The following is a 14583-nucleotide window of genomic DNA, read 5'->3' on the forward strand; positions in this document are numbered from 1 at the left end:
GTAATTTTTAGCTATTAAAAACCTTTAGATAGCTAGGTGAATAATTCGCTATTAAATTGTTCTTAAAGATAATTTTAACGCAGTTGTTGCAAGCGTTGCCTACCCTTAATTGTTAAGTGCTAGCACAAGGTTGGTGTTATTTATATTAAAGGGAGGTTAAGTTAACGATGGGGTGTGAAGCTTTAAATTTAGGCACAAAAAAAGGAGCTATAAAGCTCCTTTTCTCGTAATCAAGTTCTTAGCGACGTAGGCCAAGCTCTTGGATTAACGCAGTATAACGCGAGATATCTTTACCTTTAAGGTAATCAAGCAATTTACGGCGAGTACTTACTTTACGAAGCAGACCACGACGTGAGTGGAAGTCATGCTTGTGGTCAGCAAAGTGACCTTGAAGCTTGTTGATATCAAAAGTAAGTAAAGCTACTTGTACTTCAGGTGAACCAGTGTCGCCTTCAGCACGTGCAAATTTAGCAATGATATCGATTTTTTCTTGATTGCTTAGTGACATAATAACTCCAAAAGTTAAATTTAATAGGTGCTTTAGCCGATCACTAATTCAGCCAAAACGATTAAGCGGGCGTATTCTACCAACTATGAGAATAACTACAAGTTAAAGTTTACTCGGGTTGCTGATTAGACAAGCCACGCTTTGATTTTAAATGCCCGTCAGGGTTGCGCTCACCGGTGCCAATAAACACACCATCAGCCAGGACTTTAATTGCCCCTACGGGTAAATCAGTGCCTAATACGACTGCTTGGCCATGGCTAAACGAAACACCCTGCTCTTTGCTAATTTCTACAACGGGTAAATCAACCAATGCACTATCCATTGGCAATAGTAATTCATCAAGGTATGTAGAAGGGGCAACCTCTTCTTCTTTAGCCTTAGCTAACAAGGTTTCAAGGTGCTCAAGCGATACCATTTTATCTTTAGGGTAATGGCCAACCGCTGAGCGATGCAGCATAATAACATGTGCGCCACAGCCTAGGTTTTCGCCTAAATCATCAACAATAGTACGAATGTAGGTCCCTTTAGATACATGGGCAGTCATTTGTACTTCGTTATTTGCTTCATCAAACTCATCAAGCGTTAAGCTAAACACGTTTATTTTTCGGCATTTACGCGGTACTTCAATGCCCTCACGCGCGTATTTATATAAAGGCTTACCTTCATATTTAAGCGCTGAGTACATTGATGGGTACTGATCTGACTCGCCTAAAAACTTTTCAATTTCTGCAGCTAACTGTTCAGTGGTAACGTTTACATCACGGGTTTCAACCACTTCGCCATCTGAATCAGAGGTAGTTGTGCGCTCACCTAGCTTTGCTCTTACCACATAAGTTTTATCTGTATCGAGCAAAAATTGGGTAAACTTGGTCGCTTCACCAAAGCAAATAGGTAGCATGCCAGTGGCCAGTGGGTCTAGCGCACCGGTATGGCCAGCTTTTTGGGCAAAATAAATACCTTTAGCTTGCTGTAGGGCTTTGTTCGATGAAATGCCTTGAGGTTTGTTTAACAACAAAATACCATCAATCGGACGGCCTTTACTGCGTCTTGCCATTAGTCTTTAGTGCCTTCTTCGCTATCAGTTTCATCATCAACATGTTTAGCGTTATCTTCGCGAATAACTGAGTCCACTAAGTTAGAGATACGCATCCCTTCCATTAGTGAGTTATCTACTACAAATTTAAGCTCAGGCATTATACGAGCACGAATACGCTTACCCAGTAACGAGCGGATATAGCCCGTTGCTTCGTTAAGTATTTTTGCGCTTTCTTTTGCTTTGTTTTCATCTTCGGTATTAAACACCGTAATAAAAACTTTTGCGTAAGATAAATCGCGCGATACTTCTACCGCAGACACTGTCACCATGCCTAAGCGCGGATCTTTAATTTCGCGTTGTAAAATTACAGCAATTTCTTTTTGAATTTGCTGAGCAACACGATCAGTGCGAGAAAATTCTCTCATGATTGTTTTCCTAAAATCATAACTTACTGAATTAAAATAATAAGTTAATTAAATAATGGATACAGAAATGGGGGCAAAGCCCCCATTTACAATCTTAGTTTACGAGCAATTAAAGTGTACGTTGTACTTCAACTGTTTCGAATACTTCGATTTGGTCACCAACGCGAACATCGTTGTAGTTCTTAACGCCAATACCACATTCCATGCCGTTACGAACATCTTGAACGTCATCTTTAAAGCGACGTAGTGACTCAAGCTCACCTTCGTAAATAACCACGTTATCACGTAGTACACGAATTGGTGCGCTGCGTTTAATAGTACCTTCAGTAACCATACAACCAGCAATTGCGCCAATTTTTGGAGACTTAAACACGTCACGAACTTCAGCAAGACCAATAATCTCTTGCTTAAACTCAGGAGCAAGCATACCAGACATGGCTTGCTTAACTTCTTCGATTAGCGCGTAGATTACGCTGTAGTAGCGAAGGTCTAAGTTTTCAGTATCAATCACTTTACGTGCAGATGCATCGGCACGAACGTTGAAGCCAACTACGATTGCGTTAGATGCAGCAGCAAGTGTTGCATCAGTTTCGGTGATACCACCTACGCCAGAACCAACAATCTTCACTTTTACTTCATCAGTAGAAAGCTTAGTTAGTGAGTCTGAAATTGCTTCGATTGAACCTTGAACGTCTGCTTTAAGTACCACGTTAACTTCTGATACATCGCCTTCAGCCATGTTAGTAAACATGTTTTCAAGCTTCGCTTTTTGCTGACGAGCCAATTTAACGTCGCGGAATTTACCTTGACGGTATAAAGCAACTTCACGCGCTTTACGCTCATCTTTAACAACAGTCGCTTCATCACCTGCAGCCGGAATACCAGATAGACCTAAAATTTCAACTGGAATAGAAGGACCTGCTGATTTAATGTCTTTACCGTTTTCGTCTTTCATTGCACGAACACGGCCGTATTCAAGACCACACAGTACGATATCACCTTGGTTAAGGGTACCTGATTGAACTAAGATAGAAGCAACCGGACCACGCCCTTTATCAAGACGAGATTCAATTACAACACCTGCTGCCATGCCTTCTGATGGAGCACGAAGCTCTAAAAGCTCAGATTGCATAAGAACAGCTTCTAGTAAGTCATCAATACCTAAGCCTGTTTTAGCTGAGATATGAACGTACTGCGTATCGCCGCCCCAATCTTCAGGGATAACGTCTAGCTGAGCTAGCTCGTTTTTAACGCGATCTGGATCTGCGCCTTCTTTATCCATTTTGTTTACAGCAATGATTAAAGGAACGCCAGCTGCGCGAGCATGCTGTACCGCTTCTTTAGTTTGTGGCATTACACCATCGTCTGCTGCAACCACTAGGATTACGATATCTGTCGCTTTAGCACCACGTGCACGCATTGATGTAAACGCGGCGTGACCTGGTGTATCTAAGAAAGTGATCATGTTGCCGTTAGTTTCAACGTGGTATGCACCAATGTGCTGTGTAATACCACCGGCTTCGCCTGATGCAACTTTAGCTGAACGAATGTAATCAAGCGTTGATGTTTTACCATGGTCAACGTGACCCATTACAGTTACTACTGGCGCACGCGGCTCAGACTTACCATCTTCATGACGGTCATTTAGTACTGTTTGCTCTAATTCGTTTTCTTTAACGATGATAACTTTGTGACCCATTTCTTCAGCAACAAGTTGTGCTGTTTCTTGGTCAATCACTTGGTTAATGGTAACCATGTCACCCATTTTCATCATAGTTTTAACAACTTCAGCGCCTTTAACAGCCATGCGCGATGCAAGCTCAGCTACTGTAATTGTTTCGCTAATACGCACTTCATTTTTAACATCGGCAGTTGGTTTTTGGAAACCATGTTGCAATGATGTAGGTGCTTTTAGCTTGCCTTTACGGCCTTTAGCGCCTGCAAATTTATCTTTTGCTGGGGCTTTTTTCTTTTTCTTCGCGCGGCGTGAACCTTGCTCATCACGTGCATCGGCAACATCTTCTGCCTCACGTGCATAAGTAGAAGTCGTAAGATGGTGATCCGCGGTTTCTTCGCGTTTCTTACGTTCTTCTTCTTCTTTTTTCCAGCGAGCTTCATTTTCTTCAGCTAGCTTTCTTGCCTCTTCTGCTTGACGTTTCGCTTCTTCTTCAGCTTTCTTCAATGCGGCCTCTTCTGCTTCTTTCTGCAGACGCTCAGCTTCGATGCGATCTTTCTCAGACTTAGCACTTTGCTCTGGGGTCATCTGCTGTTGTTTAGCTTTACGCTCTGCATCTGCTTTGCGTTTAGCTTCTTCTTTGGCTTTCCGATCAGCGTCTTCTTTTGCTTTACGTTCTGCCTCTTGTTTCGCTTTTAATTCAGCGGCTTCTTGTGCAGCTTTTTGCTGCTCTTCGATACGCGCTTTTTCTTCAGCGGCTAGACGTTGCTGTTCTTGCTCTTGCTCCATTGCGCTCTTTTTCACGTAAGTACGTGTTTTGCGAACTTCAACTTGAACAGCTTTTGCCTTACCCGTAGAGCCCGTTACACTTAATGTGCTTTTGCTCTTACGTTGTAAAGTCATACGTGCTGGGCCATCTGAACCAGTACCACCGTGCGATTTGCTTAAGTGATCAAGTAACTGTGCTTTTTCAGCTTCAGTTACATTATCACCTGCTTTTTTAGTGATACCCGCTTGTGAAAATTGCTGAAGCAATTTATCAACAGTTGTACCTATATCGCCGGCTAGTTTTTCAACATTTACTTCTGCCATAGTGTGTAATACCTCCGTTAATAAATTACTCGTCTGCGAACCAACAAATATTACGTGCAGCCATAATTAGCTCACCTGCTTTTTCAGGTGTTAGCTCTGTAATATCTACCAATTCATCAATACCTTGCTCAGCTAAGTCTTCAAGTGTAATTACACCCTTGCTTGCCATAACAAATGCTAGATGACGCTCTAAGCCTTCAAGCGCAAGTAAGTCTTCAGCAGGCTCTACACCTTCTAAGCTTTCTTCCGTTTTAAGCGCTTTAGTGGTTAATGCATCTTTTGCACGTGAGCGCAGTAAATCAACCGTTTCTTCATCTAGGCCATCGATTTCTAAAAACTCAGAAGCTGGCACATATGCTACTTCTTCAAGTGTTGAGAAACCTTCGTTGATAAGTAATGATGCAAATTCATCATCAATATCTAAGTTTTCAGTAAATAAGTTAATTAACTTATCTGACTCTGCTTCGTTTTTAGCGCGCATGTCTTCAACTGTCATTACGTTTAGTTCCCAGCCAGTTAATTGGCTTGCTAAACGAACATTTTGACCATTGCGACCAATTGCTTGTGCTAGGTTATCAGCTTCTACAGCGATATCCATTGAATGAGTGTCTTCATCCATTACGATTGAAGCTACTTCAGCCGGTGCCATTGCGTTAATAACAAACTGCGCTGGGTTGTCATCGTAAAGTACGATATCAACACGCTCGCCACCAAGTTCTGATGATACAGCTTGAACACGTGCACCACGCATACCAACACACGCACCTACTGGGTCAATACGCTTGTCGTTAGATTTAACGGCGATTTTAGCGCGTGAACCCGGATCGCGTGCTGCAGCACGAAGCTCAATCATTTCTTCGCCAATCTCTGGCACCTCAATGCGGAATAATTCCATCAGCATTTCTGGTTTTGAACGCGTTACAAATAACTGTGCGCCGCGTGCTTCAGGTTTAACTTCGTAAAGAAGACCACGGATACGATCTCCTGGACGGAAGTTTTCACGTGGCAGCATATCGTCACGGTAAATAACCGCTTCTGCGTTGTTACCTAAATCAAGTACGATTGCATCACGTGTTGCTTTTTTAACGACACCTGTTACTAGCTCGCCTTCTTGGTCTTTATAAGCTTCTACAACTAAAGCGCGCTCAGCTTCACGTACTTTTTGTACGATAACTTGCTTTGCCATTTGTGTAGTTATGCGGTCGAATTTGATAGATTCAATCTGTTCTTCAACATAATCACCCAGTTGCAAGTCAGGTTCTTCAACTTGAGCTGCTTCTAATGTGATTTCGCTGTAAGGGTTTTCTAAAGAACCATCTTCTTGAACTTCTGCAATCTGCCAACGACGGAACGTGTCGTAATCACCGGTTTTACGGTCGATTGATACACGTACTTCAATTTCGCCATCGTGTTTTTTCTTTGTCGCTGTTGCTAGAGCGAACTCTAACGCTTCAAAAATCTTTTCTTTTGGAACCGCTTTCTCATTGGAAACGGCTTCAGCAACCAATAATATCTCTTTTGCCATGGGTAATGCCTCGCTTGCCCTATTCCTTCGCACTCGAATTAAAACTTTGCGATGATGTTCGCACGTTCGATATTGCTAAGCATGATTAAGTGCTCTTCGCCATCGCTTTTAAGTGTGATCATATCACTGCTAACTGCTACTAAGTCGCCTTTAAAATTACGGCGACCGTCTTGTGGAAGCTTAGTACGCACGCGTACTTCCTCTCCTTGCGCCTTCTCGTAGTGATCTTGTTTGAATAATGGACGATCAACACCAGGAGACGATACTTCCAAATCATATTCGTTTGTAATTGGGTCTTCGACGTCTAAAATCGCACTAATTTGGCGACTCGCATCCGCACAATTATCAACAGATATTCCATCCTCATGGTCAATATAAACCCTTAAGGTAGAATGGCGGCCTGCTTGTACAAACTCAAGACCATGTAATTCAAAGCCTAACATTTCTACTGCAGGCGTAAGCATGGTTAATAAATCTTGCTCAAGTTTTGTCACGAAAATCCTCCATACAAACAAAAAAAGGGCTTATAGCCCTAAAATACTGAGTTTAAGTTTTGATTTAATGACAAAGCCATAAATCAATGGTGCAGATACAACAACGCCCCGAACCAAGCGGGGCGTCACACCAATAAAGCATAAAACTGTGTGGCCTCAGGCCAAGCTTGGCTGCGGGTCATTACACTGACCAAATTAAACTACATTAGCTTAAACGCAAAACGCGCATTACTTAGAATGCGCGATATAGAATTAGTAAGGATATACCTACTATAAAAATTGGTTGCGGGAGCCGGATTTGAACCGACGACCTTCGGGTTATGAGCCCGACGAGCTACCAGGCTGCTCCATCCCGCGCCAATAGATATTAAACCTAAAATTCAATATCGCTGTTAGTGGTTAATCAACCGCTAAACAATGGCGGCTATTATAAGGATATACGGGGTAATTAGCAACCATAATAACTAATAAGTTTGATAAAATCAGTGACCCCCCATTTTAAGCTTCACCAGTATGTACTATGATTATGCAGACGTTAAAATGGTAATCGTAACGTCACTAATATGTACGTAAAAAGCCGTATATTCATAAATAAAATATCTAAAATTCATAAAACTGATACAATTTTGTGCTTTTTACGTTTAGATTACGTGCGATATTTGAGCAACGCACTATACTAAAAGCTCACCGATGTGGATAAAAATAAAAATTACAAAATTTAATGAGATTGCTAATGAATACTTATCAGCCACAGTTAATTAAAAGTTTGCATATAGTTAAGCCAAACTTTCATGCGTTTACCGCGCGCTTTCATGCAAAGCTTGAAGAGTCAAATATAACAATGCAGTATCCAAGTGCCGCTTATTTTAACGAAAAAAGTTATATTTTATATTGTGTTTTAGAACGTATAGTTAGGCATTTAGATAACCCATCTTCTGTTGCCCCATTTTTAACCTTTCACTTGCAATACTTAAAAAAGATGGGCGTTACGCCAAAAGAAATATCGCTACTATGCGATGCCTTTTACGATACCTTAAACGAGCACCTAGGGCGTTTATTCACCGCACAAACACAATTTGCTTGGCAAAAAGCGCTTCGTTATTTTGAAAGTTTTGCTAATACAACCTTGTTTAACAAAACAAATGTTATTTCGCTTGAGCAAAAAATCACTCAACTTCGCACAAGTAAGCTTTAAGTAACACAAGCTCCAGCTTTTATGCACGTATGAGCAAACTACCTAGATCCACGTTGTCGCTTTTTACGTACAACTAAATTTAGGTGGTTTATGGCTCATTATAAAGTGTTGCGCCTAATTTTAGGTGATCAACTCAATGCTTCGCATTCGTGGTTTAAAGAAAAAGAGCCCGATACGCTTTATTTAATTGCTGAGTTAAAACAAGAAACCAATTACGTTAAGCACCATGTGCAAAAGTTATGTGCTTTTTTTTATGCGATGGAGCGTTTTGCTTCAGCTTTACAAAGTGCGGATTACAGCACACTGCACCTTACCCTTGATGATACCCACCAAGACAAAACCTTGCCTGATTTACTCACGCGCATAGCTAAACTGTATCATTGCAGTGAAATACATTATCAGTACCCTGATGAATTTCGCCTCAAAGCACAGCTAAGTAAATTTAAAAAAGAGTCTGATCTTCTTGTTAAAGCCTATGACACCGAGCATTTTATGCTGCCATTTGAGCGAATTAACGATCGGTTTGAAAAAAACAAACATGTGACTATGGAGCACTTTTATCGTGCTATGCGCAAGCAATACACTATTCTTATGGATGGGAGTAGCCCGCAAGGAGGGCAATGGAACTTTGATAGCAATAACAGAAACAAATTTAAAAAAGCAGATTTAAACGCTATCCCCCCGCCAAAATTATTTAATAACGATGTAAGCTCTATCATTAGCAGACTTAAAAAACATAACGTAAATTACTTTGGTGAAATAAATCCTCAGCAGTTGCCATGGCCGCTCACTCGCAAACAAGCCAAAACGTGTTTAGAGTATTTTTGTACCCACCTGCTAAAAAATTTCGGCCAGTTTCAAGATGCAATGACCGACCAAGTTACAAATAACGCCAGCTTGTACCATAGCCGTTTATCATTTGCTTTAAACGCCAAGTTAATCCACCCGCTGTACGTTATTAGGCGTGTAATTGACGAATTTAATGCTCACCCCGACACAATTTCGATTTCTCAAGTAGAGGGCTTTGTTAGGCAAATCCTAGGTTGGCGTGAATATGTTCGCTGTATATATTGGGCAAACATGCCCGACTATGCACAAAAAAACCAATTACAGGCTAACCAGTCGTTACCGGAGTACTTTTGGCAGGGTAATGTAAAAATGAACTGTTTAAGCCATGCATTAACGCAGAGCTTATACACCGCATACGCTCATCATATTCAAAGATTAATGATCATTGGTAATTTTTGTTTATTAACAGGCATCGAGCCTAATGAAGTCGACCAGTGGTATTTAGGGGTTTATATTGATGCCATTGAATGGGTTGAAATGCCTAACACCCGTGGCATGAGCCAATTTGCAGATGATGCTATTATCGCCACTAAACCCTATGCAGCCAGTGGTAATTACATCAATAAAATGAGTGATTACTGCAAAAACTGTCATTATGATGTTAAGCAAAAAATAGGTGAGAAGGCGTGTCCTTACAACAGCTTATATTGGCAATTTATGGATAAACACCGCGCATTACTTGAAAAAAACCCACGCATTGGCATGGTTTATAGAAACTGGGATAAACAAACACCCCAACTTCAACAGCAGACCTTAGCCCAAGCAAATTATTATTTAACGCATATAAACGAGTTATAAAAACGAAAAAGCCGCCTCAGTTGAGGCGGCTACAATCAGGGAAAATGTTTATTAGCTATTATTTACCTTCGATTAGGTTTCCACCGCCAATTTCAATTTTACGAGGTTTAAGTGCTTCTGGGATTTCGCGCTCCAGGTCAATGCTAAGCAGACCGTTGGCTAAATCGGCACCGAGTACTTTTACATGATCCCCTAGTTGAAACTTACGCTCAAAGTTACGTTCAGCAATACCTTGATGAATAAACTTGCGCTCTTCATTTTCATCTTTGTTTGGTTTCGTGCCTGCAACTTTTAAAGTGTTGTTCTCTGACTCAATGGTCAGTTCATTTTCACTAAAACCAGCAACGGCCATAGTGATTCTGTATTTGTCTTTATCTAGTGCTTCGATATTATAAGGAGGAAAGCTAGGCTGCTTGTCTGTACGAGCTGCCGCATCCATTAAAGATGCTAAATGATCAAAGCCGATGAATGAACGATAAAGTGGTGATAAGTCTACTGTACGCATAATAATATCCTCATATTTAAGCGATATAATGTTGTTACTTTTCGTTTGAACAAGTACAACATAATTAAATTAATAATATAAATTTCAATAACTTCTGTATTTTTTGGGACCCATCAGGCGTCCTCACTAAACTATTTATGGGCAGTAAAATAGTTTTCAAGTAATTAAATTAAAAAAAGTGAAAAAAAATAAAAAAGGGCACAAAAATGTGCCCTCTTCGTATATTCATCAAATTACTCAATACACGTTACTTAATAAAAGTACCGCGAATTGGGTAGTCGTTTTCGCGTGAAAATTTAATACCGCCTAGCACCTGCTTAAGGCTTGGGCGAACAAATGGACTATTTGATTTATCAAGCATCTGTACTTGGTTATCTTCGTTTAAAACAATAATACAAGGCTCAGAAAATGGGTGATCTGTTTCAGCATCACTGCGCGGTTCACTAATGTATAAGCCTAAATCAGTCATTTGCTCAATGGTTAAATTGTAATAAAGAGGGAAATTTACGTCTATTTTTTCAAGATGCTTTTTAAGCTGCTCTTCGCTATCGCCACTTACTGCTACAACTTCTACACCTGCGCTGGCAAAATCGTCATGCATTGTTGCAAGCTCGTTGAGTTGCTCGGTACATTTAGGGCAATGCTGGCCTCTGTACACCACTATCATTTTCCAAGGTTTGTCGCTTACGCGGTCAACTAAATTCACGTCATTGTTATCTAAATCGCTTACCACTAAAGGCTGCATTACACTCGCTGGCTGTAAATTAACGTTACTCATTGTGATCTCCTTTTACTATTAAACTTGGGGTGTAGTAATAGAGCTTAGGGTATCTTTGTTTATTTCAACCATGAAAATGTAACTGAGAACGAAATGGCAGGCGCCTCGCTTTTATTAAGTAGCCTTGTTTAACGTGATTAGGAGAATTATAAGCTGTAAGCAGAATAATAAAATGTTAGATAAAACAGGCATCTTGCTCTTTTTAACTAGCATTAGCACAGTATAAACACCAAGCAGGTGTATGTAAGAAGCGTAAAGCTAACTCCAGCCTTTTATTTTTCTGTAAATAGTCGAGGCGCTTACGCCTAAATAGGCCGCAGCAAGTGGAATGTTATCATCGCATACGGCTATTGCCGACTCTATTGCCCTTTTTTCAACTTGCCACAGGGGCTCTATGTCGTGTACGCCCATAAGCGAGTTAGTTTGTATTTGCTCTGCAGATTGAGACGAGCTGGTATTTTTGATTGGAATAGCAGAATTAACACCAAATGAGCTTGGCAACATATCTAACTCAACTACGTCACCCTCGTTGATAACAACGATATTTTCGATAACATTTTGCAGCTCGCGGATATTACCGGGCCAATCGTAGTTACAAAAAAGGTTTTCAACTTCTTTTGAAAAGCGATGGAATAACTTAGCGTTACTTTCACTTTTTTGCTTTAAAATATGCTTTGCAAGCAACATTATATCGCCAGCTCGCTCGCGTAGCGGAGGTAACTTTACAGGAATAACATTAAGCCTATAGTATAAATCTTCTCTAAAACGCCCTTCGGCAACTTCAACTACAGGGCTTCTATTTGTTGCACACACTAGCCTTACATTACTGTGTAAAACCTCGCTACTACCTACCCGATTAAACGCACCCGTTTGTAAAAAACGCAATAACTTAGCCTGTAGGTTGAGCTCCATTTCACACAGCTCATCTAAAAATAAAGTACCGCCGTTTGCAACTTCTACAGCCCCTTTCCTGTCACTTAGCGCTCCGCTAAAGGCCCCTTTTACATGGCCAAAAAACTCTGACTCAAATAACTCTCCTGGAATAGCAGCACAGTTAATTGCAATAAACGGCCCTTCACTTCGTGGGCTAGTGTCGTGCAAAGTTTGCGCGCACACCTCTTTACCTGTGCCACTCTCACCGGTAATAAAAACACATGCTTTGCTTCGCGCTGCACTATCTAAAAGCCTAAACACCGTTTGCATTGCTAACGATTCACCAATAAACCCGGAAGTGTTTTGCGCTTTTTGTTCTTGAATTTTAACTGCAGGAGGTGCTTTTTGCGAAAGCGCGCTATCTACGGCACTTACTAAGCGCTGGCCTGAAAACGGTTTTTCTAAAAAATCAAAACCACCTAAACGCATTGCCTCTACTGCAACATCAATAGAGCTATTTGAGGTGATCATGACTACGTTAGCGGGCTTTTCTTGCTTTTTAACAAACTGCAGCACTTCTAAGCCACTAATATCGGGTAAACAAACATCTTGGACAATGACATCAGGCATCACCTCTTTTATACCTACCAAGGCAGAGTAGCCATCGGTAAAGTGTTTACATTCGTGCCCTACTTGCTCTAATTGACTCGCATAAAGAGCCCCGCTTGCAATGCTGTCTTCTACTATATAAACCAGTGATTTTTTTTGAGAATCGTTCATGGCAGAGCCTTTTAAGTAATATTATTAGCAATAACTTGGTATGCAGCGTGGGTTTTTTCTAGATTATGTTGAACGATCTGAGCAGCGTGAATATTTTCTTCAATGGTAACGGGGGGGTAATCATGTAATTGACTGGCAAGGGCTGCCAAAGTTAATGCGCCATATAGCGCCGCAGAATTTTTAAGTACGTGCATTATATCTTTAATATTATCTTCATCTTGCTCATCAATTGCATTTTTAAGACGAACTCGCATTTCTTCTAATTCATTAATAAATAAGTTTACCAGCCTTACTAAAGTGAGTGAGCCAACATCTTGCTCTAATTGCGCTAGCACATGAGCTTGAGTGATGGTGTTATCAATATATTCTTCAGGTATTGGCATATTAGGCCTTTATTTATTATTGTGATACAAAGCTTTTATACTTTTAGAGTAAGTCGTTTTTCGCATTTTGCAAATCTAAACATTAAGTTAAGTGTACATTTTTACCCATGTCGCCGTATTATTAGCTAAACTACTTGGTCTTCCGAGTAAGTAACCTTGTGCTACATCACACCCTAGCTGCTCTAATATTTGTAATTGCTCGCGCTGTTCAATCCCCTCAGCAATGGTTTCTAACCCGAGTCTTTGCGCCATAGCAATAATTGCACTACACAGAGTAAAGTCTTCATTGTTCGTTGTAATGCCACTTATAAAGCTGCGATCTATTTTTAGCCCATCAATATTAAACTGCCTTAAAAGGCCTAAAGAGGCATAGCCCGTTCCAAAATCGTCTAGCCAAATTTTTACCCCTTCTTTATGAAAATGCTCAAATGTTTTAGCAATACGCTGCGGACTTTTTATTAATGCTGTTTCTGTTAATTCTACTTTTATGGCTGCGGGGTCTATTTGATACTTGTCAAGTAAGCTCATTACTTTGGAAAACACATCCCCTTCAATAATTTGTACCGGCGAAATATTCAATGAAATAGTTATATCATTCATACCTATTTTTCTCATTTGGCCTAAATCGCTTAGGGTTTGCTTAAAAATCCAATCACCTAAATCTAAAATCATACCTGACTGTTCTACATGCGGAATAAATTCATCTGGGCCAACAACACCATAGCGTGAAGATTCGCAGCGCACTAATGATTCAAAGCCAACTAATTGCCCACTTGTTAAAGATACAAGCGGCTGGTACACCATATTAAAACAATGGTTTTTCATTGCATGAGCCATAATTTGCTCAAGTTCATGCCAGCGTGCAATGTTGACCGTATTGATAGGCTCTAAACTTTTAAAAGCATTCATAAATTTCTCCACAAATAAGGGCTCACCGTAAGCTTGTTACATAAATTGCAAATTACAGACCAAAACGAGCCGTCAAAAACAAAAAATAAACACATAAAATTCAATTAGTTAAAGTCGGGCTGTTAGTCTAAAATTATTGATATATATATTTGCATTTTGCAAATCACACTGACACGCAAGCTGATTTAAAGTGGGAGCGGGAGTAAGCGATGGTTTGGGTATAAAGTGGCTTTAAAAATAAAAAGGCTGACCTAATTGCTTAGAGTCAGCCGAAATAAATACTAAAGGAGAAGTATTGTTTAGTTGTTTAAACCTTGAGTGCCTGATTGGGCAGATTGCTCATCTATGTTTTGAGCGTAGTTTAATGTGTTGCTTTCAATAGTGGCATTATCTAAATCACTATTGCTAAATTTATTGGTGAACATCTCGGTATTACCTTTATTAACAGGTTCAATAGTAACGGTGCCTCGCAGTGCTGTTGCACCAACAATAACAGCTGCAACAATAATAATAGACAGCACCATTAACTCTGGAGTAAGAACAAAAGACATTTTTTTTGGTTGCTGTTTAACTTTAGTATTAGTTTGCATAATGGACACCCTTAAAATTTATTTAACTACTTAGCAAATTTATATCAATGATAACTTCGCTCTACTTGGTGTTTATATTGCGAAAGCCATGCCAAAATAAATTTAATGATGATAAAAAATTTAAGTCTTTATAAATCAATGGGTAAATTAATTACTTTGATAGGGATA

General features: G+C 40.1%; 14 protein-coding genes and 1 tRNA gene. 2 read left to right on the plus strand and 13 right to left on the minus strand.

The features are described 5' to 3' along the window. Positions 1 to 238: 238 nt before the first annotated feature. The 7 genes from rpsO to NQT65_RS05215 form a co-directional block, all read right to left on the minus strand. Positions 239 to 508, minus strand: coding sequence for a 30S ribosomal protein S15 (rpsO, locus tag NQT65_RS05185; RefSeq protein WP_004585888.1), 270 nt, complete (start codon positions 506 to 508; stop codon positions 239 to 241). Positions 509 to 617: 109 nt separating this feature from the next. After that, a complete protein-coding gene (gene truB / locus NQT65_RS05190) occupies positions 618 to 1562 on the minus strand; it encodes a tRNA pseudouridine(55) synthase TruB (protein WP_256850654.1) in 945 nt (314 codons plus the stop codon). Further along, a complete protein-coding gene (gene rbfA / locus NQT65_RS05195; protein ID WP_004585886.1) occupies positions 1562 to 1969 on the minus strand; it encodes a 30S ribosome-binding factor RbfA in 408 nt (135 codons plus the stop codon). The genes truB and rbfA overlap by 1 nt, the downstream gene beginning before the upstream one ends. A gap of 109 nt (positions 1970 to 2078) precedes the next feature. Next, positions 2079 to 4736 carry a translation initiation factor IF-2 gene (gene infB / locus NQT65_RS05200; protein WP_004585885.1) on the minus strand — a complete coding sequence of 886 codons (2658 nt, stop codon included), beginning with the start codon at positions 4734 to 4736 and terminating at the stop codon, positions 2079 to 2081. 25 nt (positions 4737 to 4761) lie between these two features. Continuing rightward, positions 4762 to 6261 carry a transcription termination factor NusA gene (gene nusA, locus NQT65_RS05205; protein WP_004585884.1) on the minus strand — a complete coding sequence of 500 codons (1500 nt, stop codon included), beginning with the start codon at positions 6259 to 6261 and terminating at the stop codon, positions 4762 to 4764. A gap of 38 nt (positions 6262 to 6299) precedes the next feature. Then, positions 6300 to 6755 (minus strand): ribosome maturation factor RimP, encoded by a 456-nt coding sequence (gene rimP / locus NQT65_RS05210; RefSeq protein ID WP_004585883.1) that lies wholly within the window; start codon positions 6753 to 6755, stop codon positions 6300 to 6302. A 280-nt stretch (positions 6756 to 7035) separates the two neighbouring features. Further along, positions 7036 to 7112, minus strand: a tRNA-Met gene (locus NQT65_RS05215). Positions 7113 to 7488: 376 nt separating this feature from the next. On the opposite strand from NQT65_RS05215, the gene NQT65_RS05220 reads away from it, so the two are divergent. Both NQT65_RS05220 and NQT65_RS05225 read left to right on the plus strand, forming a co-directional pair. Beyond that, a complete protein-coding gene (locus NQT65_RS05220; RefSeq protein ID WP_004585882.1) occupies positions 7489 to 7950 on the plus strand; it encodes a globin in 462 nt (153 codons plus the stop codon). A gap of 90 nt (positions 7951 to 8040) precedes the next feature. Then, complete coding sequence (locus NQT65_RS05225; RefSeq protein WP_256850655.1) at positions 8041 to 9597, plus strand: cryptochrome/photolyase family protein; 1557 nt, start codon at positions 8041 to 8043, stop codon at positions 9595 to 9597. Between the two features lie 58 nt (positions 9598 to 9655). Here NQT65_RS05225 and NQT65_RS05230 read toward each other — a convergent pair whose 3' ends face one another. From NQT65_RS05230 to NQT65_RS05255, 6 genes are all read right to left on the minus strand, one after another. Next, complete coding sequence (locus NQT65_RS05230; RefSeq protein WP_004585880.1) at positions 9656 to 10102, minus strand: Hsp20 family protein; 447 nt, start codon at positions 10100 to 10102, stop codon at positions 9656 to 9658. 247 nt (positions 10103 to 10349) lie between these two features. After that, the gene (locus NQT65_RS05235; RefSeq protein ID WP_004585879.1) at positions 10350 to 10880 is read right to left on the minus strand and encodes a peroxiredoxin-like family protein; all 531 of its coding nucleotides are present in this window, start codon (positions 10878 to 10880) and stop codon (positions 10350 to 10352) included. A 258-nt stretch (positions 10881 to 11138) separates the two neighbouring features. Next, the gene (locus NQT65_RS05240; protein WP_256850656.1) at positions 11139 to 12533 is read right to left on the minus strand and encodes a sigma-54-dependent transcriptional regulator; all 1395 of its coding nucleotides are present in this window, start codon (positions 12531 to 12533) and stop codon (positions 11139 to 11141) included. An 11-nt stretch (positions 12534 to 12544) separates the two neighbouring features. Continuing rightward, positions 12545 to 12916 carry an Hpt domain-containing protein gene (locus NQT65_RS05245; protein WP_138577442.1) on the minus strand — a complete coding sequence of 124 codons (372 nt, stop codon included), beginning with the start codon at positions 12914 to 12916 and terminating at the stop codon, positions 12545 to 12547. Positions 12917 to 13003: 87 nt separating this feature from the next. Beyond that, positions 13004 to 13825 (minus strand): putative bifunctional diguanylate cyclase/phosphodiesterase, encoded by an 822-nt coding sequence (locus NQT65_RS05250; protein WP_256850657.1) that lies wholly within the window; start codon positions 13823 to 13825, stop codon positions 13004 to 13006. A 299-nt stretch (positions 13826 to 14124) separates the two neighbouring features. Continuing rightward, positions 14125 to 14415 (minus strand): hypothetical protein, encoded by a 291-nt coding sequence (locus NQT65_RS05255; protein ID WP_024033795.1) that lies wholly within the window; start codon positions 14413 to 14415, stop codon positions 14125 to 14127. Between the last annotated feature and the right edge of the window lie 168 nt (positions 14416 to 14583).

The sequence above is a fragment of the Pseudoalteromonas agarivorans genome, assembly GCF_024518735.1.
GTDB lineage: Bacteria > Pseudomonadota > Gammaproteobacteria > Enterobacterales > Alteromonadaceae > Pseudoalteromonas > Pseudoalteromonas atlantica.